At 73.0% G+C, this 20,365-nt stretch carries 16 protein-coding genes; 6 read left to right on the top strand and 10 right to left on the bottom strand.

What is annotated here, in order from left to right; all coding sequences use genetic code 11:
* Positions 1 to 29 precede the first annotated feature (29 nt).
* Entirely contained in the window at positions 30 to 647 is a 618-nt protein-coding gene (locus tag AB0C21_RS06675; protein WP_500203057.1) for a LysE family translocator, read from the bottom strand.
* 76 nt (positions 648 to 723) lie between these two features.
* On the opposite strand from AB0C21_RS06675, the gene AB0C21_RS06670 reads away from it, so the two are divergent.
* On the top strand, positions 724 to 2,238 hold the full coding sequence (locus tag AB0C21_RS06670) for an aminotransferase-like domain-containing protein (protein ID WP_500203056.1): 1,515 nt from the start codon (positions 724 to 726) through the stop codon (positions 2,236 to 2,238).
* A gap of 36 nt (positions 2,239 to 2,274) precedes the next feature.
* Here AB0C21_RS06670 and AB0C21_RS06665 read toward each other — a convergent pair whose 3' ends face one another.
* The 6 genes from AB0C21_RS06665 to AB0C21_RS06640 all read right to left on the bottom strand — a co-directional run bounded on the left by AB0C21_RS06665 (position 2,275) and on the right by AB0C21_RS06640 (position 8,460).
* On the bottom strand, positions 2,275 to 3,792 hold the full coding sequence (locus tag AB0C21_RS06665) for an MDR family MFS transporter (protein ID WP_500203055.1): 1,518 nt from the start codon (positions 3,790 to 3,792) through the stop codon (positions 2,275 to 2,277).
* Between the two features lie 153 nt (positions 3,793 to 3,945).
* Entirely contained in the window at positions 3,946 to 5,136 is a 1,191-nt protein-coding gene (locus AB0C21_RS06660) for an RNA polymerase sigma factor (protein WP_500203054.1), read from the bottom strand.
* A 6-nt stretch (positions 5,137 to 5,142) separates the two neighbouring features.
* The gene (locus AB0C21_RS06655; RefSeq protein ID WP_500203053.1) at positions 5,143 to 5,499 is read right to left on the bottom strand and encodes a YciI family protein; all 357 of its coding nucleotides are present in this window, start codon (positions 5,497 to 5,499) and stop codon (positions 5,143 to 5,145) included.
* A 223-nt stretch (positions 5,500 to 5,722) separates the two neighbouring features.
* A complete protein-coding gene (locus AB0C21_RS06650; protein WP_500203052.1) occupies positions 5,723 to 7,003 on the bottom strand; it encodes a YncE family protein in 1,281 nt (426 codons plus the stop codon).
* A gap of 398 nt (positions 7,004 to 7,401) precedes the next feature.
* Positions 7,402 to 8,205, bottom strand: a complete 804-nt coding sequence (locus tag AB0C21_RS06645) for a ribosome hibernation promotion factor (RefSeq protein ID WP_500203051.1) — start codon at positions 8,203 to 8,205, stop codon at positions 7,402 to 7,404.
* Between the two features lie 51 nt (positions 8,206 to 8,256).
* Positions 8,257 to 8,460, bottom strand: a complete 204-nt coding sequence (locus AB0C21_RS06640; RefSeq protein ID WP_149259927.1) for a DUF1918 domain-containing protein — start codon at positions 8,458 to 8,460, stop codon at positions 8,257 to 8,259.
* Positions 8,461 to 8,639: 179 nt separating this feature from the next.
* Between AB0C21_RS06640 and AB0C21_RS06635 the strand changes: the two genes are divergently transcribed.
* A complete protein-coding gene (locus AB0C21_RS06635) occupies positions 8,640 to 9,590 on the top strand; it encodes a ribose-phosphate diphosphokinase (protein ID WP_500203050.1) in 951 nt (316 codons plus the stop codon).
* 60 nt (positions 9,591 to 9,650) lie between these two features.
* Here the strand turns inward: AB0C21_RS06635 and AB0C21_RS06630 are convergent, their stop codons facing one another.
* The gene (locus AB0C21_RS06630; protein WP_500203049.1) at positions 9,651 to 10,949 is read right to left on the bottom strand and encodes an erythromycin esterase family protein; all 1,299 of its coding nucleotides are present in this window, start codon (positions 10,947 to 10,949) and stop codon (positions 9,651 to 9,653) included.
* Between the two features lie 451 nt (positions 10,950 to 11,400).
* Between AB0C21_RS06630 and AB0C21_RS06625 the strand changes: the two genes are divergently transcribed.
* Positions 11,401 to 12,477, top strand: a complete 1,077-nt coding sequence (locus AB0C21_RS06625) for a serine hydrolase domain-containing protein (protein WP_500203048.1) — start codon at positions 11,401 to 11,403, stop codon at positions 12,475 to 12,477.
* A 75-nt stretch (positions 12,478 to 12,552) separates the two neighbouring features.
* Complete coding sequence (locus AB0C21_RS06620; RefSeq protein WP_500203047.1) at positions 12,553 to 13,761, top strand: serine hydrolase domain-containing protein; 1,209 nt, start codon at positions 12,553 to 12,555, stop codon at positions 13,759 to 13,761.
* On the opposite strand, the gene AB0C21_RS06615 is transcribed toward AB0C21_RS06620, so the two are convergent.
* Positions 13,746 to 17,396 carry a hydantoinase B/oxoprolinase family protein gene (locus AB0C21_RS06615; protein WP_500203046.1) on the bottom strand — a complete coding sequence of 1,217 codons (3,651 nt, stop codon included), beginning with the start codon at positions 17,394 to 17,396 and terminating at the stop codon, positions 13,746 to 13,748. The genes AB0C21_RS06620 and AB0C21_RS06615 overlap by 16 nt on opposite strands.
* Before the next feature lie 86 nt (positions 17,397 to 17,482).
* Between AB0C21_RS06615 and AB0C21_RS06610 the strand changes: the two genes are divergently transcribed.
* Both AB0C21_RS06610 and AB0C21_RS06605 read left to right on the top strand, forming a co-directional pair.
* Entirely contained in the window at positions 17,483 to 18,364 is an 882-nt protein-coding gene (locus AB0C21_RS06610) for a universal stress protein (RefSeq protein WP_500203045.1), read from the top strand.
* 5 nt (positions 18,365 to 18,369) lie between these two features.
* Complete coding sequence (locus AB0C21_RS06605; protein WP_500203044.1) at positions 18,370 to 19,758, top strand: phosphoribosyltransferase family protein; 1,389 nt, start codon at positions 18,370 to 18,372, stop codon at positions 19,756 to 19,758.
* A gap of 64 nt (positions 19,759 to 19,822) precedes the next feature.
* Here the strand turns inward: AB0C21_RS06605 and AB0C21_RS06600 are convergent, their stop codons facing one another.
* Complete coding sequence (locus AB0C21_RS06600; RefSeq protein ID WP_500203043.1) at positions 19,823 to 20,335, bottom strand: DUF2267 domain-containing protein; 513 nt, start codon at positions 20,333 to 20,335, stop codon at positions 19,823 to 19,825.
* Positions 20,336 to 20,365: the final 30 nt, after the last annotated feature.

The raw sequence follows: 20,365 nt of genomic DNA, 5'->3' as shown, positions 1-20,365 counted from the left end.
GCACAGAACGCGCGCCCGGCCCCACGGGATCAGGCGGCGACGGTGTAGGCGGCCAGGGCCAGGTAGACGCCGCCGACCGCGTAGCCGTAGCGGTGCGCCGAGCCGGAGTGGCGGCCCAGCCAGCGGCGGGCGGCGCTCCCGGCCACGGCGTAGCCCGCGTCCAGGGCGAGCGCCAGGACGAAGAAGACCGCTCCGAGCAGCACCATCTGCGCCCGCGCGCCCGCCGTCCCGGCGCCGGCGGTGACGAACTGCGGCAGGAAGGCCAGGAAGAACAGCGCGACCTTGGGGTTGAGGACGTTGACCACCACACCGTCGCGGAACACCCGGCGCAGCGGGAGCGGGCTCGTCCCGCCGCCGAGGTCGAGGCCGGACGGCCTCAGGAGGGCGCGCGCGGCGAGGTACACGAGGTAGCCGGCGCCCGCGAACCTCAGGACGTTGAAGGCGAGGGGCGAGGCCGCGATCAGCGCGGAGACGCCGAGCACGGCGAACGCGATGTGCACCAGGGTGCCGGTCTCCACGCCGAGGGCGGAGACGAGCCCGGCCCGGGGGCCCTGGGCGGCGCTGCGGGTCATGATGTAGATCCCGTTCGGGCCGGGGATGACGATGAGGGCGATGGAGGCCGCCGCGAAGGCGAGGAGGGTGTTCATGGCCGGTCCCGCTTCCCGTGCGGGCCGCCGTCCGCGCCCGCCACGATCGGAGTTGCTGTACGGCTAGCCTCGCGTCATGGACGCGGGCGAACCCGGGCCAATCGGGCCCCAGGCGGACCGTTTTCGCGAACCCGGCGAGCTGGTGGAGATCCTCGGCGACTGGACGAGCGGGCCGGGCCCGCTGTACCGCAGGCTCGCCGAGGCCCTCGCCCGCGCCGCGCGGGACGGCTCGCTCGACCCGGACGAGCGGCTCCCCTCGGAACGCGCGCTGGCCAGGGCCCTCGCGGTCAGCCGCGCGACCGTGGTGACCGCGTACGACAAGCTGCGCGGGCTCGGGATCGTCGAGAGCCGGCGCGGGAGCGGCACGCGCGTCGTCCGGCAGCCGGGCTCGTCCCGTCCGGGCGCGGACGGCCGGGTCCCCGGCGGCCGGGCGACCTCGATCCTCCAGCGCCTGATCGACGGCCCGGACGGCGTGATCTCGCTGCGCCACGCCATGGAGGGCGCGGTGCCCGAGCTGGGCGCGGAACTGGCGGCGCTGCTGGCCGAGGACCTGCCGGCCCTGATGCGGGACGTCGGCTACTACCCGAACGGGCTTCCCGCGCTGCGCGCCGCCGTGGCCGAGCACCTGACCCGCACCGGCCTCCCCACCGTCCCGGAACAGGTCCTCGTCACGACCGGGGTCTCCCAGGCGCTGGCGCTGGCCGCGCAGATGTACCTGCGGCGGCGGTCGGTCGTCGTGGTGGAGTCCCCCGGCTGGCCCGGCTGCTTCGACGTGTTCCGGGCGGCGGGCGCGCGGCTGGCCGGCGTCCCGCTGGACGAGGACGGCGTCCGCGTGGACGGGCTGGCGCGGGCGTTCGCCGAGCACCGGCCGGACCTGCTCTACGTCATGCCGACGGTGCACAACCCCACCGGCACGCTGATGTCCGAGGGGCGCCGCCGGCGGGTCGCGGAGATCGCCGCCGCGCACGGGGTGCCGGTCCTGGAGGACAACGCCTACGACATCGGCGGAGGTGACGGGCCGCCCCCGATCGCCGCGTACGCGCCGCGCGGCGCCGAGGTCCTGTCCGCGGACTCGCTCGCCAAGTCGGTGTGGGGCGGACTGCGCACCGGCTGGGTGCGCGCCCCGGCCGCGACCATCGAGAGGCTCGCCCGCCACAAGGCGCTGGCCGACCTCGGCAGCCCCGTCATCGAGCAGGCCCTCGCCGCCCGCCTGCTCCCGCGGCTCCCGGACATCGCCGCCGCCCGCGGCGCCGTCCTGCGGCAGCGGCTCGACCACCTCACGGCGCTGCTCGGCGAGCGGCTGCCCGAGTGGCGCTTCCGCCCGCCGTCCGGTGGGGCGGCCCTGTGGATCGAGTTGCCGGGCCGGGACGCGCGCACCTTCGCCCAGTTGGCACTCCGGCACGGTGTGGAGGTGGTCCCGGGCTCGGCCATGGACCCGTCAGGGGCGCACGACGGCTACCTGCGGCTGCCCTTCACCTTCCCCACCGACGTGCTGACCGAGGTGACCGTACGCCTGGCCGCCGCGTGGGAGGAACTGACCGCGAGGCCCGCCGGCGCCGCCCGCACCGCGAACGGGCCGAGGCGAGCGTGAGGCTCGCCGTCGGCCCGTTGGGCGGGCACGGCTCGTTCAGTGGGCGGCGGGTTCCAGGAGCCGGTCGGCGGCGTCCGGCTCCTCGGCCGTCAGCGGCGCCTCGCCGGCGGCCTTGACGCGCTTGGGCAGCAGGAACGCGACCCCGACCATCGCCAGGGACAGCGCGGCGCTGATGACGAACGCCAGTCGCATCCCGTCGAGCTGGGCGAGCGCGGCGGAGGCCCCGTCCGCGATCCGGCTCTCGGCGCGTCCGGCCATCACGGTCACCACCAGCGCCGTGCCGAAGGCCGCGGCGACCTGCTGGAGGGTGCCCAGCATGGAGCTGCCGTGCGAGTACAGGGAGGCCGGGAGCGCCCCGAGGCCGAGGGTGAACACCGGGGTGAACGCCGCCGCCAGCGACACCATGAGCAGCGAGTGCAGGCCGAGCACCTGCCAGTACGGCATCGTCTCCGAGATCCGGGTGAACCCGGCCAGGGCGAGCACGATGCCCGCCGAGCCGGGGATGATCAGCATCCGCCCGCCGAAGCGGTCGAAGAGCCGCCCGACGACCGGGCCGAGCAGCCCCATCGCGAGCCCGCCGGGCATCATCAGCAGGCCGGTCTCCAGCGGCGTGAGCCCGCGCAGGTTCTGCAGGTAGATCGGCAGCAGGATCATCGAGCCCATCATCGCCATGAACCCGAGCGACATCAGGAGCAGGGAGAGCGCGTAGGCCGGGTGCCGCAGGACCCGCAGGTCCATCAGCGGGACGTCGCGCCGCTGCAACCGGAGCTGCCGGACCGCGAAGACCGCGATCGTGACCGCGCCGACCGCGACGATCACCGTGGGGAGGGCCGCCGATCCCTGGCCGAACCTGCTCAGCCCGTACACCAGTGAGCCGAACCCGGCGGCGGCGGCCGCGACGCTGAACCAGTCGATCGTCCCCGGCTGGGGCTCCCCGACGTTCTCCAGCCGCGCGAGGCCGCGCCAGGTGATCAGGGCCGCGACCGGCAGCACCGCCGCGAACAGCAGCCGCCACGAGCCGAGCTGCAGGATCAGGCCGGACACCGCCGGGCCCATCGCCGGCGCGACCGAGATCGCCATGGTCACGGCGCCCATCACGCGGCCGCGGTCGCGCTCCGGCACGACGGTCATCAGCGTCGTCATCAGCAGCGGCATCATCACCGCGGTGCCGGTCGCCTGGACGATCCGCGCGAGCAGCAGCACCTCGAACGCCGGCGCGGCCGCCGCCAGCGCCGTCCCGGTGAGGAAGACGCCCATCGCGGTGGCGTAGGCGCGGCGGGTGGTGACCCGCTGCAGGAACCAGCCCGTCACCGGGATCACCGCGGCCATCGTCAGCATGAACGCCGTGGAGAGCCACTGCGCCGCCTGCTCGGTGACGTCCATGTCCGCCATCAGCCGCGGGATCGCGTTGATCATGACCGTCTCGTTCAGGATGACCACGAACGTCGCCATCACCAGCAGCCGCACGACCGCGGGCGTCCTGGACGTCCGCCCGCCTCCCGCGGTCTCGGAGCCCGCCAACCCGCCGCCTGCATGCTCATGCGTTGTCGTCATGTTGGATCAGACCGCCCTCGCCACCGAAACTCATCGCTCGATTCGAAAACATTTGCGAATTCCCCGCCACCTGCCACGACCGCCAGATCCGCGGAGGTCTGCGCCTGGCCGTCCTCGACCGCCAGGTAGACCGACCAGCCGGCCGGTCGTCGTTCAGCCGTCCGGGGCCAGCCGCGCCCGCCGCGTCCGCAGGAAGGTCCGTTCGGTGTCGTTGGAGGCCAGGGTGATCGCCTCGTCGTAGGCGGCGACGGCTTCGGCGGTGCGGCCGAGGCGGGCGAGGAGGTCCGCGCGGGCGGCGGGCAGCAGGTGGTAGCCCGGCAGGTCCAGCTCGTCGACGATGGCCAGCGCCGCCGCCGGCCCGTGCACCTCCGCGACGGCGACGGCGCGGTTGAGCGCCACGACCGGGGTCGGGGAGTGCCGCAGCAGCTGGTCGTAGAGCGCCAGCACCTGCGCCCAGTCGGTCGCGGGCCCGTCGGTGTGCACGGCGTTGATGGCGGCCTGCAGCTGGTAGGGCCCCGGCCGGCCGCGGCGCAGGCACCACCGCACCAGCTCGTGCCCCTCGGCGATCAGCTCCCGGTTCCACCGCGACCGGTCCTGCTCGGCGAGCACCACGAGCTCACCCGAGGGCCCCGTCCGCGCCGGCCGCCGCGCCTCGGTGAGCAGGAGCAGCGCCAGCAGCCCGACCGCCTCCGGCTCGTCGGGCATCAGCTCCGCGAGCGCCCTGGCCAGCCGGACGGCCTCCTGGCACAGGTCCGTCCGCAGCAGCTCCCCCGACGTGGCCGCGTACCCCTCGTTGAAGATGAGGTAGAGCACGGTGAGCACCGAGTCCAGCCGGTCGGGGAGTTCGGCGGCGCGGGGCACCCGGTAGGGGATGCCGGCGTCGCGGATCTTCTTCTTCGCGCGGACGATCCGCTGGGCGACGGTCGCCTCCGGCACCAGGTGCGCCCGCGCGATCTCGGCCACCTCCAGCCCGCCGAGCAGGCGCAGGGTCAGCGCGGTCCGCGCGAGCGGCGACAGCGCCGGGTGGCAGCAGGTGAAGATCATGCGGAGCTGGTCGTCGCGCACCGGCCCCACCTCCTCCGGCTCGTCGGCCTGGTGCAGCAGCAGCGCCTGCGCGTGGCGCGCCTCGCGGGTGGACTCGCGGCGCAGGCGGTCGATCGCCCGGTTGCGGGCGGTGGTCACGATCCACGCGCCCGGATTGGGCGGCGGCTCGTCCCACTTCTGGAGGGCGACCGCGAACGCGTCCTGCACGGCCTCCTCGGCGAGCCCGATGTCGCCGAGGAAGCGCGTCAGCGTGGCCACGCACCGCCCGTACTCCGCCCGGTAGACGGCGTCCAGATCCATCCGTGCTCATCTCCACTGAGCGTCTTCGAACGGGCGCACCTCGATCGGGGACCCGCAGGCCAGCGCGCACTTCTCGCCCCAGGCCAGCGCCTGGTCGAGGTCGTCGCACTGGATCACCCAGAACCCGCCGAGCTGCTCCTTCGTCTCGGCGAACGGCCCGTCGGTCATCGTGGTCGTGCCGGCGCCGGGCCGGACGACCGTGGTGGCGTGCGAGGGCAGCAGCCCGCCGACGAACACCCATGAACCGGCGGCCTGCATCTCCTCGGTGACCCCGGCCGTCCGGGCGTGCTGCTCCTGGAGCTCCTTCTCGGACGGCCACGGCGCACTTTCGTCGAACTGGACGGCGAGGAGGTACTTCTTCACGGCGGGCTCCTTGGAGGTCGGACGCGGCCGGCCCGATACCGGCCTCTCACTCTGGCTACGAAAGCCCACGATGCCAATCGACATCACCGCGGAAAAAAAGTCTGGATGATCTACCCCGGCCCGGGCGAAACAGATCCGTCCCCTGCGGGGCTCCGCAGGGGACGGCAGGGGAGGGGCCGGGACGCGGGGCGGGTGCGGCCCTGCGTCCCGGTGCGTGCGGGGGTCAGCCGGTGGTGCCGGTCCAGGCGGCGGGGATGTGGGCCACGCGGACGCGCTGCGGGTGGTCGCCGACGGGGACGGAGGTGATCTTCTGGCCGGTGCCGAAGTCGATCGCGGTGACCTGGTCGGCGCCGCTCTCGGAGATGACGCAGGCGCGGCCGTCGCCGCTCACGGTGGCCCAGTACGGCTTGGACGCGGTGACCAGCGGGCCTTCCTGGAGGGTGGAGCGGTTGACGATGGTGGCGTAGTCGTCCATCGTCCCGGCCACGCAGAGCCTGCTCCCGTCGGGGCTCATCGAGAGCCCGTGGTGGCGCGAGTCGTTGACGAACGTCTTGCGGTCGTCGCTGGTGTCGGGGTTCTTCGGCAGGGTCCTGACCCGGGTGATCTTGTCGGTGGCCATGTCGTACTCCACGAGCCCGTTGAAGAACGAGACCTGGAAGTACAGCTTCGACTCGTCCGGCGAGAACACCGCGGGCCGGATCGCGTTCGACAGGTCCTTGCGGCCGAAGGCGTCGAGGCGCGAGCGCATGTCGATGGTCTTGACGACCTTGAAGGTGGACGCGTCGGCGATGGTGATGTGCCGGTCGCCCTTGGTCCAGTCCTGGGACGGGTCGTCCAGGTCGGTCTCGACGTTCCCGATCGACATGTTCAGGATGTACTTGCCGTCCTTGGTGAAGATGTTCTCGTGGGGCTTGTCGCCGGTGGCGAACGAGCCGAGCTGCTTGCCGGTGTTGATGTCCAGGACGTGGACGACCTTGCCGAGCGAGGCCGACACCGCGACCCTCGTGCCGTCGGGGGAGACGGACATGTGGTCGGCGCGGTAGCCGGAGACGGCGAACCGCCACTTGACCTTCCCGGTGGCCAGGTCGATGGAGACGACGTCGCCGAAGCTGGGCCGCGAGGCGACCAGGGCGGTGCCGTCGGGGGTGGAGTACAGGTCGTCGACGAGCTGGTCGTGGCCCTCGCCGGCGGTCGCCCGGATGCCGAGGTAGACGGCCAGGTTGATCGGGTTGAGGTAGATCGCGGTGAGGCGCTGGCTCTTGTCGGGGATGACGTTGATCCGGCCGATCTTGGCGAAGTCGCCGCTGGACTTGATGACGTCGGCGGTGCCCTCCCAGTTGTTGCCGACGAACATGACCTCGCGCAGGGGTTCCGCGGCGTGCGCGGTGGTCGCGGAGACGGCGGGCGCGATGGCGCCGGCGGCCAGGACGGCCGCCGCGGCGATGCTCCGCAGGCGACGGCGCCGACTGGTGCGGGGCCGGGCAGGGGTGGTCGCAGCGTGCATGCTTGCTTCTCCCAGGGGGGTGGGTCGCCCGGGCGGGCGGGGACGCGGAACCTTTCCGCGTCCCTGCCGGCGCGCACGGCGGCGAGCGGGGGCCCTTCCGCGCATGCCGCGGCGCCGGTGGCGCGGTGACGACGGTCGCGGGCATGGCCGTGCCCCCGGATTCGGCCGGCCTTGTGGGCCGCGTGCGAATCCACTGAAATCCGAACATCACCGTATTCAGACTTTGGTTACTGGATAGTAAGCAGGGGTGGTGTGCGCCGCAAGACCCGAACACGGGGGATTTCTTGTCACCTGGTGAGGGAATGCACGGGCGGACCGAATCGGCCCTGGAGAGGGGCCGATAAGGGGTCGCAGGGCACCGAAAGGCCGGCTCGGGTCGGCGCCCCGCCGTTCCCGGGCTACGCGGGGATGATCAGGCCGTAGTGCCCGTCGTAGCGGTGGTAGAGCACGTTGCCGCGTCCCGTCCCGGCGTCGCGGAAGAACACCCAGCGGAGCCCGGCCTGCTCCAGATGCTCGATCGCCTCCCGGACGGTCAGCTTGGGCGCCGGACGCGGGCTGACCGTCAGCGGGACGGCGCGGGGCGCGCCCATCTGCTCCCGCGGGGTCGCCTGCGCCAGCCGGTACCCGTGGTCGGCGGGGTAGATGACGCTGTCCTCGCCCGTCTCGATGTCGCGGAACAGCAGGAACCCGTAGTCCAGCACCTCCATGTCGAAGGCCGCCTCGTCGGGCGTCTCGGCGGTCAGCGTGAACGACTTGTGCCGGATCAGCTCCCGCTCCTCCGGCGGGCGCGGGTAGTAGTCCGGCCGGTGCGTCGGCTCGGCGCCGTGCCGCCACTCGTGCGGGCCCGTCGCGGGACTCGACGGGTAGGCGCCCCGACGGGCCTCCCAGTGCCGGGAGATCCGGTCGAGCCGGTTCAGCAGCCGGTCATGGAGCCGGTCGACGGCCTCGGACATGGTCGGCGCCGCCACCTGCGCCCGGACGAGGCGGCCGTTGACGTCCAGGTTGGCCTGGGCCGTCGCCGGGCGCTCCACCGCAGGGTCCGGCGACATGGTCAGCTTCACGCGCGCGAACAGCACCGGCTCCGGCGCGTGCCGGAACACCGCGCTCACCTTGGAGCGCGCGTAGTCGGTCGAGCCCTCCGGCACGCTTCCCCGGTGCTCCACGGCCACCTCGGGCGCGGCGCTGGTCCTCGTCCGGTCCATGACATCCCCCCGTTGCTCTCCTGCTTCGGCCGCCCTGCCGCTCCGGCCGCCCTAGTGCTTCGACCACTCGGCCGGCTGGTGCTCGATGGTGGAGTCCGAGGACGGGTAGAAGGTGCTCTCGTGGCCGTCGTCCCACCGCACCAGGTAGGGCGGCTCCCCGTCGTGCCCGTGGACTTCCAGGATCTCGGCCCTGCGGCCGGGGTCGCCCACGTGGTGCCCGTGGATGATCAGCCGGTCGCCTTCGCTGGCTCGCATCGTGTCCCCCTCACGTCGCGCCTGAGAGTCCATCGTGGGGTCGCGCGGCTGAGCGTTACCAGGGCCAAAGGTCCATATTCCCGCAGGTCAGCCATATCCCACCGGATATGCGGAGCTTCCGGCTACATGGCGGAGGGCGGGGAAGGAGTCCGGGGAAGCGGCCGACGACAGGAGGGGCGATGTCCAGCCCGACCACGACGTCGATCCGGATCGTCTCCGGGACCGCCCATCCGGGGCTCACCGCCGCCGTCGCGGCCATGCTGGGCATCCGCCCGGTGCCGTGCGAGGTGGAGAGGTTCCCCGACGGCGAACTGCGGCCGGTCGTGGACGGCGTGCAGGGCGGAGACGTCTACGTGGTGCAGCCCACCGGGCCCGCGGTCGACGACCACCTGGTCGAGCTGCTGCTGCTCCTGGATGCGTGCCGCCGGGGCGGCGCCAGGACCGTCACCGCGGTCGTCCCGTACTTCGGGTACGCCCGCCAGGACCGCCGCGGCCGGGCCGGGCAGGCGGTGGGCGCCAAGGTGGCGGCCGGCGCGCTGGCCTCGGCGGGAGCGGACCGGCTGGTCGTGGTGGAGCCGCACACCGTCGCCCTGGAGGCGGTGTCCCCGATCCCGGTGGAGATGCTGACGGCCGTGCCGATCCTGGCCGACGCGCTGGCGGAGCTGGCACCGGAAGCGGCCGTGCTGGTGGCGCCCGACCTCGGCGCGGTCAAGCCCGCCGAGCACTACGCGCGGCTGCTGCGGCGGCCGGTCGCCGTGGTGCGCAAGACGCGGCTGTCCGGCGAGCGGGTGCACGCCGAGGAGCTCGTCGGCGACGTGGCGGGCCGGCCCGCGGTCATCGTGGACGACATGATCAGCACCGGCGGGACGATCGAGGCGGCCGTGCGCGTCCTGCTGGCCCGCGGCGCCGCCCCCGACATCACCGTGGCCGCGGCCCACGGTCCGCTGGTGGCCGCCGCCTGGGACCGGCTCGACGGGCTTCCGATCCGCTGCCTGCTGGCGACCGACACCCTCCCGGTGGGCGGGGCGCGGGCGTCGCTGCGGGTGCGGTCCGTGGGGCCGCTGATCGCCGACGCCATCGGCCGCCTGCACAGGGGGCAGTCCCTGGAAAGCCTGATGGTGCGCGAGTGACGCGCTCCGCGCGGACGCCGAACGGGCCGGGCCCGTCAGGACCCGGCCCGCTCACCGGTGCTAGTGGCCCGGCCCCAGCGGAATCCCCGGGATCAGGTTGGACGGCGTCGTGTCGCGCAGCTCGTACAGGATGCTGTAGGTGAGTCCCAGCGGCTGCATGATGTTGTTCTCCTCCACGGCCGTGGGCGAGTACACCGCCGTGATGTAGCGGACCTGGTGCTCCTCCCGCAGCCACGAGCGGGCGGGCTCGTCCACCGTGCGCATGTCCACGTAGTACTTGGGGTAGCGCACCCGGTTGAGCACCTGCTCGGCGTTGATCGGCGGAGGCGGGCCCACGGTGAACCTCCGGATGTACCCGGTGTCCTCGTCGAGCGCCGTGAACGTCCCCTTGTAGAAGCTGGCGCCGATGGCCACGTAGCCCGGGCCGAGGATCTCGCGCAGCCAGGTCCCCTGCCGCTTGAACGTGTGCCCCGGCTCCTCACCCAGGTACCCGACATGGGCGTTGTGGGCGGAGAGCAGGACCTTGCTCTTCATGTAGCGGTACCACCACACGGTGTTCAGCGCCATGGCCTCGTCGCGGGGCCCCGAGAAGTCCTCGGCGGCGTGGGCCTTGGCGATCCAGAACGCCACGTTCGCCTGCTGCTCGGCCCATTCCGCCGCCCTGCGGGGAGCGCCCTGGCGCAGGCTCCTGACGATCTGCAGGGCCTTCCACGCCTGCCGCTGCACCTGCTGGCGCTCCGCCATGGGCTTGGCGTCGTACCACCGCTCCCAGGTGTTGAGGTCGGTGGTGGGGATCAGCCCGTCGTAGAGGGCCTTGAGCTTGGGAATGAGGTCCGCGCGGCCGCGCTCGCGCACGTACCGGAAGATCTCCTTGAAGATCACGATGTTCGTGAAGTAGACGTCGTCGCCCATGAACTGCAGGGGCCGCTGCTTCGGATGCGTCACGTTGTAGTGCCGGATCCACTTGATCAGCCGCAGGTAGTCCTCGTTGGCGAACAGGCGGTAGTTCTGCTGGAACTCCTGCCGCATGATCGCGGCCGGGTCGCCCTTACCCCGCAGGACGTACTCGTTGAGCCGGAGCCCGGTGCCCCAGTTCAACTCCAGCATGAACGTCGTGAACCCCTTCTCCTTGACCAGGTATTCGAAGACGCGGTGCTTGAAGGCGAAGAACTGGTGCGTGCCGTGGGTGGCCTCGCCCAGCCCCACCACGGGGGTCTCGCCGATCATCCGGCCCAGCGCGCGCAGGTCGCGCGTCTCGTGGTCGGGCTCGGTGGTCAGCAGGGGATGCGCGCCGCGGTCGAGCGCGCGTACCACCGCCTCCTCGCGGCTGGGGACGGATTGCTGGGCGCGCGCGGGCACTGGGGTGAAGGTCCCCACGCCGAGCGCCAACGCGGCGACGAATGCCGGAAATCTACCGGCACGGAGCAACGACATATCTGCCGACCTCGCAATAGGTGAATGGTGAGGAGCGAAGCGTTCAGGGTGAATTGCCCGCTTCGCCGTCGCTCGTGGCCGTGCGTCCGTGACGTGGGATTTGCGGACGTGAAACGCCGACGTTCCCGCGGCCGTGCGACCTGAGGTGATCTCCCCTTTGCGATCCCTGGTCATCACCCAGAAAAGGTAAACCTTGCATCGAGGCGGCCGAATGGTGCTAATCCGTCCATTTTTGAAAGGCGCCGGGCGCGACCCGCGCCCGGGGAGCCGCGCGAGGGGACCGGGCGGCGGCCACCGGGTATCCGCTGTCCTTCGATCGGTTCAAAATCCGATCTCTCGGGCGGACAGTACGCATGTAGCTACTTACAGTGACAACATGCTGATCGCAAGGACATACACGCGTACTCGAGGCATCGCCCTCGCCGCCCTGGCCCTCACCGTCGGGCTGAACATGACCGGGGGAGCGACGGCGGCCGTCCAGCGACCGCACGAGAACGGTGGCGGCGGATCCGGGAAGGCGCTGCAAGCCGTCCTGGACGAGGCCGTGCGGGAGGGCGCTCCCGGCGCGCTCGCGCAGTCGCGCACGCCGCACCGGATCCTGAACCTTTCCAGCGGGGTCGCCGACTACACGGGCAACCCGCGCATCACGGAGATCGCCCTGGCCGACCCGCGGCACGACTTCACGCTGCGGGAACTGGCCGACGCCGGCCTGGAGTACCCGCCCGACTTCCCGCCGGGGACCTCATGGCGCTACTCCAACACCAACTACGTGCTGCTCGGCATGGTGATCCAGGCCGTCACCGGCCGGACGTACGTCCGCGAGATCACGGAGCGGATCATCCGGCCGCTCCACCTGCGCAGCACGTACTTCCCCGGCACGGACCCGCGGATCCGCCCGCCGCACCTGCACGCGTACGTGCCCGCGGAGGACGACCCGTCGCGGCTGGAGGACAACACCAACATCAACACCACGTTCGCGCGGGCCACGGGCGACCTGATCTCCACGGTCGGCGACCTCAACCGCTTCGACTCCGCCCTGCTGAGGGGGCGGTTCCTGCCCGCGCGGCTGCTGGACGAGATGCTCCGTCCGACGCCGGGCTCCCACCCCTTCCCCGGCAGCGCCATGTTCCGCTACGGACTCGGGGCGATCATCGCCACGCCGCCCTGCGGCGTCAGGGTGTACGGCAACGGCGGGACGCTGGACGGCTGGGAGAGCTGGATGGGCGGCACGCGCGACGGACGGCACATGATGTCGTTCGTCTTCACCACCACCGCGGTCAACCAGATCGAGCTCACCGAGCAGGCGGTGACGGCCGAATACTGCTCCCACATGCCGCGCACCGGCTCCAAGGGCGGCTCGGGAGCTCACAAGGGCGCCGACTCGGGGGCCGCTCACACCGCACCGGGTCCGCGCCTCGCACCGCGCCGCAGCCCCGCTCGCACCGCGCCGTAGCCGGCCGGGCGTCCCGATGACGAGGACGTCTCCGGCACCGACCTTGGCATTTACCTGATCTGAGGGAGTGGCAACATGATGACTCTGAGGACATGCACGCGCGCCGGGGGCATCGCCTCCGCCGCCTTGGCCCTTGCCGTCGCGGTGAACACCGCCGGTAGCGCGGCGGCGGCCGTCCAGCGACCGCACGAGAACGGCGGCGGCGGATCAGGGAAGGCGCTGCAGGCCGTCTTGGACGAGGCAGTGCGGGAGGGCGCCCCGGGCGCGCTCGCGCAGTCGCGCACGCCGCACCGGACCCTGAACCTCTCCAGCGGGGTCGCCGACGTCACGACCGGGCGTCCGCCGCGGGCGTACATGAAGTACCGGGTCGGCAGCATCACCAAGCTCTTCGTGGCGACGGTGGTCCTGCAGCTCGTGGCCGAAGGGCGGCTGCGCCTGGACGACACCGTCGCCAAGGTGATCCCCGGCGTCGTCGAGGGCAACGGGTACGAGCCCGACAAGATCACGATGCGGATGCTGCTCGACCACACCAGCGGCGTCGCCGACTACACCGACAACCCTCGGATCGAGGAGATCGCCGTCACCGACCCGCAGCACGACTTCACCCTGCGGGAACTGGCGGAGGCGGGGCTGGAGCTCCCGCCCGACTTCCCGCCCGGCACCTCGTGGCGCTACTCCGACACCGACTACGTGCTGCTCGGCATGGTGATCCAGGCCGTCACCGGCCGGACGTACGTCCACGAGATCAACAAGCGGATCATCCGGCCGCTGCACCTGCGCAGCACCTACTTCCCCGGCACGGACCCGCGTATCCGCGGCCCGCACCTGCACGGATACACGCCGGTGGCGGACGACCCCGCGGAGTTGAGGGACACCACCGAGGTCAACACCACCTTCGCTCGCGCCTCAGGCGACCTGATCTCCACGGTCGGCGACCTCGACCGCTTCGACGCCGCCCTGCTCGCCGGACGGCTGCTGCCCGCACGCCTCCTGCGGGCGATGCTCCGCCCCGTCCCCGGATCGCAGCCCTACCCCGGCAGCGACATGTTCCGCTACGGACTCGGGGCGGTCATCGCCACCACGCCCTGCGGCGTGAAGGTGTACGGCAACGGCGGCACCCTGGACGGCTGGGAGACCTGGACGGGCAGCACCCGAGGCGGGCGGCACTCCATGTCGTTCGTCTTCACCACCGATGCCGTCAACCAGGTCCGGCTCACCGAGCAGGCGGTGACCGCCGAGTACTGCCCGGACACCACCGGGAAGGGGGCTCACACCGCGCCGTAGCCGCCGCCGCCGGGCGTCTCGATGACGAAGACGTCTCCGGTGCCGACGGGCAGCGAGTCGCAGCCCTCCATCGGCGTCACGGAGCCGTCGGCGCGCTCCACCCACTGCCGTCCCGCCGTGCCGGGCCCGCCCCCGGCCATCCCGTACGGCGGGACGCGCCGGTGGCCCGACAGCGTGGTCACCGTCATCGGTTCGAGGAAGCGGATGCGGCGCCGGCCGCCGTCGCCGCCGTGCCGGCGGCCGGGCCCGCCGCTCCCGCGCCGGATCTCGAAGCTCTCCAGCAGGACGGGGTAGCGCCACTCCAGCACCTCGGGGTCGGTGAGCCGCGAGTTGGTCATGTGGGTCTGGACGACGTCGGCGCCGTCGAAGCCGTCCCCGGCGCCGGAGCCGCTGGCCACGGTCTCGTAGTACTGGTGGCGCTCGTTGCCGAAGGTGACGTTGTTCATCGTCCCGGAGCCCTCCGCCATCACGCCCAGCGCGGCGTACAGGGCTCCGGTCACGGCCTGGGACGTCTCGACGTTGCCCGCGGCCACGGCCGCCGGGTACTCCGGCGCGAGCATCGAGCCCGGCGGGATCGTCACGTGCAGCGGGGTGAGGCAGCCGGCGTTCAGCGGGATGTCCTCGTCGACCAGCGTGCGGAACACGTACAGCACCGCGGCCATCGCCACCGACGACGGCGCGTTGAAGTTGCCGGCCGACTGGGGCGAGGTGCCGGTGAAGTCGATCTCCGCCGTCCGGGCGCGGCGGTCCACCCGGACCGCGACCCTGATGACGGCGCCGTTGTCGAGCTCGTAGGCGTAGGAGCCGTCGCGCAGCGCCGTGATCACCTGGCGGACGGCCTCCTCCGCGTTGTCCTGGACGTGGCGCATGTAGGCGTGCACGACGTCCAGCCCGAAGTGGCGCACCATGTCGCGCAGCTCGCCGACGCCCTTCTCGTTGGCGGCGATCTGGGCGCGCAGGTCGGCGAGGTTGTCGAGCGGGTTGCGGGACGGGTGGAGCGCCGAGCCCAGCAGCTCGACCGTCTCGGCCTCCCGGAGCCTGCCGCCCTCGACCAGAAGCCAGTTGTCGATCAGGACGCCCTCCTCCTCCACGCGCCGGCTGAACGCCGGCATGGACCCCGGCGTGATGCCGCCGATCTCGGCGTGGTGGCCCCGGGACGCGACGAAGAACGAGATGTCGGCGGCACCGTCCCCGGTCGCCCCGGACTCGACGTCCCCGAGGAAGACCGGGGTGACCACGGTGACGTCGGGCAGGTGGGTGCCCCCGTGGTAGGGGTCGTTGAGCGCGTACACCTCGCCCGGCCGCATGCCCCCGGTGGTCCGCCGCCGCCTGATGAGCTCCTTGATGGACGCCCCCATCGAGCCGAGGTGGACGGGGATGTGCGGCGCGTTCGCGATGAGGTCGCCGCCCGCATCGAAGATCGCGCAGGAGAAGTCGAGCCGCTCCTTGATGTTGACCGAGTGCGCCGTGCTCTGGAGCCGGACGCCCATCTGCTCGGCGATCGACATGAACAGGTTGTTGAAGATCTCCAGCATGACGGGGTCGGCCTCGGTGCCGACGGCGTGCCCGCCGGGCCGGGCCGCCACCCGGTCGAGGAGCAGGTGGCCGAGGTCGTTCACCGTCGCCCGCCAGCCCGGGTCGACGACGGTCGTGGCGTTGGCCTCCGCGATGACCGCCGGGCCCGGCACGGTGTCGCCGGGCCGCAGCAGGTCCCGCCGGTACAGCTCGACGTCGCGCCAGTCGCCGTCGACGTGCATCGGGACGCGCGCCACCGCGGCCGGACCTTCGCGACCCCCGTCGTCCAGCGCGCCTGCCGCGGCGCCTGCGGACACCGCTTCTGCCGGGACCGACTCCGCCGACGCCGCCCCGGACGACACCGCCTCCACGGACACGGCCTCCACGACGATCTGCTTGTCCCGCATGAGGAAGGAGAAGCGCCGCTGGTAGATCTCCTCGAACTCGGCGACCATCGCCTCCACGTCGCCCGCCTCGACCAGCAGGGCGGTGTCGGTGCCCGCGTAACGCAGGTGGGCGCGGTGCACGACGTGCTTCGCGTCCGTCCCCTCGTCCCGCAGCTCGTCGCGCGCGTCGCGCTCCAGCCTGTCCAGGACCGCGTCCAGCTCGGGCAGCAGGTCCTCGGCCAGCGGGGCCTCCACCGCGCACTCCCGCATGGCCGTGACGTCGGCCAGCCCCATCCCGTACGCCGACAGCACCCCCGCGAGCGGATGGACCAGCACCTGCCGCATGCCGAGCGCGTCGGCGACCGCGCACGCGTGCTGCCCGCCCGCGCCGCCGAAGGTGGCGAGCACGTAGCCGGTCACGTCGTAGCCGCGCTGGACGGAGATCTTCTTGATCGCGTTGGCCATGTTCGCCACCGCGATGCGCAGGAACCCGGCCGCGACCTCCTCGGGCGGGCGGCCGTCGCCGATCCCGTCCGCCAGGGCGGCGAAGCGGTCCCGGACGACCGCGGCGTCCAGCGGCTGGTCGCCGCCCGGGCCGAAGACGTGCGGGAAGTGGTCGGGCCGGATCCGTCCCAGCATCACGTTGGCGTCGGTGACGGTGAGCGGGCCGCCGCGCCGGTAGCAGGCCGGGCCGGGGTCGGCGCCGGCGGAGTCGGGGCCCACCCGGTACCGGCCGCCGTCGAAGCGCAGCACCGATCCGCCGCCGGCCGCGACCGTGTGGATGCTCAGCATCGGCGCCCGCATCCGCACCCCCGCCACCTGCGTCTCGTACTGGCGCTCGAACTCGCCCGCGTAGTGCGAGACGTCGGTGGACGTCCCGCCCATGTCGAAGCCGATGACGCGCCGGAAGCCCGCGGCGGCGGACGTGCGCGCCATGCCCACGATGCCGCCCGCCGGGCCGGACAGGATCGAGTCCTTGCCGCGGAACCCGTGCGCCTCGGTGAGGCCGCCGCTGGACTGCATGAACATGATCGGCGCGCCGTCCAGCTCGCCGGACACCTGGTCCACGTACCGGCGCAGGATCGGCGAGAGGTAGGCGTCGACGACGGTGGTGTCGCCGCGCGAGACCAGTTTCATCAGCGGGCTCGTCGCGTGCGACTCCGAGACCTGGGGGAAGCCGGTGCGGCGCGCGATCCGCCCGATGGCGGCCTCGTGGACGGGATGCCGGTAGGCGTGCATGGTCACGATCGCGACCGAGCGGAACCCGTCGTCGTACGCCGCGCGCAGCTCGCGCTCGACCGCGTCCTCGTCGAGTGGGACGACGACCCGCCCCTGCGCGTCGACGCGCTCCCTCGCCTCGATCACCCGCGCGTAGAGCAGCTCCGGCAGCACGATCTCGCGGGCGAAGATGCGCGGGCGGTTCTGGTAGGCGATCCGCAGCGCGTCGCGGAAGCCCTCGGTGATGACCAGGACGGTCGGCTCGCCCGTGCGTTCGAGCAGGGCGTTCGTGGCCACCGTCGTACCGAGCCGCACGCCCGCGATGTCCTCGGCCGGGATGCGCTCGCCGGGCGCGACCCCGAGCAGGTGCCTGATCCCGGCGACGGCCGCGTCCCGGTAGCGGTCCCTGTCCTCGGACAGGAGCTTGTGGGTGACGAGCGCGCCGTCCGGCCGCCGGGCGACCACGTCGGTGAACGTGCCGCCGCGATCGATCCAGAACTCCCAGCGCGCCGCCATGGCGACCTCCGAAACGGCTTCTACCTGGGCAGTTTCCGTTCGGTGAGGATGGAAACACCCTCGCGGTAGAGGAGGGGAGGCGGCCGATGGACGATCACGGGAAGATGCGGTCCGTCCTGGTCGGATACGACGGGTCACCCGCCGCCGAGCAGGCGCTCCGATGGGCGGTGGACGAGGCCCGGCTGCGCGGCCTCGCCCTCACCGTCTGCCACGTGTGGCACTGGCCCTATCCAGCGCGCCCGCCGGACAAGGAGACCCTGGAGATCCTCCGCAGCGAGGGCGCGATCGTGGCCGACGAGGGCGTGCGCAAGGCGCGTGCCCTCGCCGAGGACCTGGAGGTCCGCTGGTGCCTTGAGCGGGGGTCGGCCGCGGGCTCGCTCCTGAAGGCGTCCGAGGGCGCCGTCATGGTCGTGCTCGGTGCGCGGGGGCAGGGCGGGTTCGACGGCCTCCCGGTGGGGTCCACCGCGGTCCAGGTGGCCGCGCAGGCCGCCTGCCCGGTCGTCGTCGTCCGTTCGGCCGAGCGGCTGGACGGCGGCCGGATCGTGGTCGGCGTGGACGGCTCGCCGGCCGGCGACGCGGCGCTCGGCTTCGCCGTCGAGGAGGCGGCGCTGCACCACGGCCCGGTGACGGCGCTGTGCAGCTGGTGGGACCCGGCCGCGCTTCCCGGGCCGGACCGGGTCCCCTTCATCGACCCGCAGGCGATCAGGCACGAGGCGATCGCGCGGTTCGAGCAGGCCGTCGCGCCCTGGCGGACCGAGCGGCCCGAGGTGCTGGTCGAGACCAAGTTCGTCCTCGACGCGCCGCGGCGGGCCCTGGTCAGCGCCTCCCACGGCGCGGCGATGCTGGCGGTGGGCGTCCGCGGGATCGGCTCGCTGCCGCAGATGCTCCTGGGGCCGGTGCCACAGGTCGCGCTCCAGGAGGCCCGCTGCCCGGTGGCGGTGGTGCCCGCGTCCGGACCGGGGAGGTGACGGTGATGGAGTTCGCCGATCGGGCCGATGCAGGACGGCGCCTGGCCGGGCGGCTGGGCGGCCTGCGGGACGAGGACGTCGTCGTGCTGGGGCTGCCGCGCGGCGGGGTGCCCGTCGCGTTCGAGGTCGCCCGGGAGCTGCGGGCGCCGCTGGACGTGATCGTCGTCCGCAAGCTGGGCGTCCCCTTCCAGCCGGAGCTGGCCATGGGCGCCATCGGCGAGGACGGCGTGCTGATCGTCAACGAGGAGATCGTCCGCCACACGGGGCTCGGCGAGTCCGACCTCGCCGCGGCGCAGCGGCGCGAGCAGGCCGAGCTGGAGGCCCGGGTCGAGCGGTTCCGCCGCGGCATGCCCCGGGTCGAGCTCCGCGACCGCACGGCCGTCGTCGTCGACGACGGCGTGGCCACTGGCGCGACCGCTCGGGCCGCCTGCCAGGTCGCCCGCGCCCACGGCGCGCGCCGCGTGGTCCTTGCGGTGCCGGTCGGCTCTCCCGACACGATGGCGGACCTGCGCCGGGTCGCCGACGAGGTGGTGTGCCTGCAGGAGCCGGAGCTGTTCTTCGCCGTCGGCCAGTGGTACCAGGAGTTCGGCCAGACGTCGGACGCCGAGGTGGTCGAGCTGCTGGAGCGCGCCGCGATGGCGTCGAGCCATGCCCGGCGCGGTCCCGCCGGACCCGGCCGCGCCGGTCCCGCCGGCCGGCCCGGGGACGATCCACCCGATCCGCCCGGCGCCGGCCTCCGCACGGATCCGCCCGGCCCCCCGGCCCTGGACGAGGAGGTGTGGATCGACGGCGGCTTCGTCGAGCTCACCGGGCACCTCACCGTCCCCGCCCAGGCCACCGGCGTCGTGGCGTTCGCGCACGGCAGCGGCAGCAGCCGGCACAGCCCGCGGAACCGGCAGGTCGCCGCCGGGCTCAACCGGGCCGGGCTCGGCACGCTGCTGTTCGACCTGCTGACCACCCGGGAGGAGCTCGACCGCGGCAACGTCTTCGACATCGGCCTGCTGGCCGACCGGCTCGTCGCCGCCACCGCCTGGCTGCGGGGGCGGCCGGAGACCGCCGGCGTCCGCGTCGGCTACTTCGGGGCGAGCACGGGTGCGGCGGCGGCGCTGTGGGCCGCCGCGGAGCCCGGCGCCGACATCGCCGCCGTCGTCTCGCGCGGCGGGCGCCCGGACCTGGCCGACCGCCGCCTCGGCGACGTCCGGGCCCCCACGCTGCTGCTCGTCGGCGGCGAGGACCGGCAGGTGCTCGGCCTCAACCGGCGCGCGCAGGAGCGCCTGCGCTGCCAGAACCAGCTGACCGTCGTGCCGGGGGCCACCCACCTGTTCGAGGAGCCGGGCGCCCTGGAGGCCGTCACGGCCCACGCCAGGGACTGGTTCCTCGCCTACATGCGCTGATCCGGCGCCCCTGGCACGGGCCGGGGCGCCACGGTCTCGGTGGACGTCCCGGCCCGGCGGCGCCTCACATGACGGCTCTGGGGGCGCTCTCGGGGCTCCTCGCCGCCCGTTCCGCGGGTCGTTCCGCGGGCCGGCCGCGTCCCGCGGCCTCGCCGCCCGGCAGGAACAGCTTGCGCAGCTCCTCGGGCAGCTGCCACACCGCCTGGTCCACGGCCCCCGGGGCGATCTCGGAGGACACGACCTCCGTGACCACCGCGATCGTCTTCGGCACGTCGTCGCGCCCGATGCGCGCCTCCTCGGCGTAGTGGACGGTGACCTCGCGCAGGTCGTACTTGCGCGGCACGTGCCGGGGGCTCCACCCGTCGTAGAACACCCCGCGCAGCAGTTCCGGCAGCTGGGCGGCGAGGTGCGCGGCGGCGTCGACGGTCAGCCGGTCGCGCAGCGTATGCATCCAGGCGCGCAGCACCCGGTAGGCGAACCTGCGGTCCTCGGTGCCGAACGCGGCGGCCATATCGGCGATCCACCGGTTGGTGGTGTCGATGCTCTTGTCCAGCCCATGTATCCCTGTGAACGTCATCTCAACGGCTCCAGAGCGGTCTCGGTGAAC

Source organism: Spirillospora sp. NPDC049024 (assembly GCF_040649235.1).
Lineage (GTDB): Bacteria > Actinomycetota > Actinomycetes > Streptosporangiales > Streptosporangiaceae > Spirillospora.
This window is presented reverse-complemented; position numbering and strand designations above follow the sequence as displayed.

Excerpts from the sequence above, each read along its gene's own strand:
- AB0C21_RS06670 (WP_500203056.1), top strand. The coding sequence starts at position 724 with ATGGACGCGGGCGAACCCGGGCCAATCGGGCCCCAGGCGGACCGTTTT.
- AB0C21_RS06605 (WP_500203044.1), top strand. The coding sequence starts at position 18,370 with ATGGAGTTCGCCGATCGGGCCGATGCAGGACGGCGCCTGGCCGGGCGG.
- AB0C21_RS06620 (WP_500203047.1), top strand. The coding sequence starts at position 12,553 with ATGATGACTCTGAGGACATGCACGCGCGCCGGGGGCATCGCCTCCGCC.
- AB0C21_RS06665 (WP_500203055.1), bottom strand. The coding sequence starts at position 3,792 with ATGACGACAACGCATGAGCATGCAGGCGGCGGGTTGGCGGGCTCCGAG.
- AB0C21_RS06650 (WP_500203052.1), bottom strand. The coding sequence starts at position 7,003 with ATGCACGCTGCGACCACCCCTGCCCGGCCCCGCACCAGTCGGCGCCGT.
- AB0C21_RS06600 (WP_500203043.1), bottom strand. The coding sequence starts at position 20,335 with ATGACGTTCACAGGGATACATGGGCTGGACAAGAGCATCGACACCACC.
- AB0C21_RS06660 (WP_500203054.1), bottom strand. The coding sequence starts at position 5,136 with ATGGATCTGGACGCCGTCTACCGGGCGGAGTACGGGCGGTGCGTGGCC.
- AB0C21_RS06645 (WP_500203051.1), bottom strand. The coding sequence starts at position 8,205 with ATGGACCGGACGAGGACCAGCGCCGCGCCCGAGGTGGCCGTGGAGCAC.
- AB0C21_RS06615 (WP_500203046.1), bottom strand. The coding sequence starts at position 17,396 with ATGGCGGCGCGCTGGGAGTTCTGGATCGATCGCGGCGGCACGTTCACC.
- AB0C21_RS06610 (WP_500203045.1), top strand. The coding sequence starts at position 17,483 with ATGGACGATCACGGGAAGATGCGGTCCGTCCTGGTCGGATACGACGGG.
- AB0C21_RS06625 (WP_500203048.1), top strand. The coding sequence starts at position 11,401 with ATGCTGATCGCAAGGACATACACGCGTACTCGAGGCATCGCCCTCGCC.
- AB0C21_RS06675 (WP_500203057.1), bottom strand. The coding sequence starts at position 647 with ATGAACACCCTCCTCGCCTTCGCGGCGGCCTCCATCGCCCTCATCGTC.
- AB0C21_RS06635 (WP_500203050.1), top strand. The coding sequence starts at position 8,640 with ATGTCCAGCCCGACCACGACGTCGATCCGGATCGTCTCCGGGACCGCC.
- AB0C21_RS06640 (WP_149259927.1), bottom strand. The coding sequence starts at position 8,460 with ATGCGAGCCAGCGAAGGCGACCGGCTGATCATCCACGGGCACCACGTG.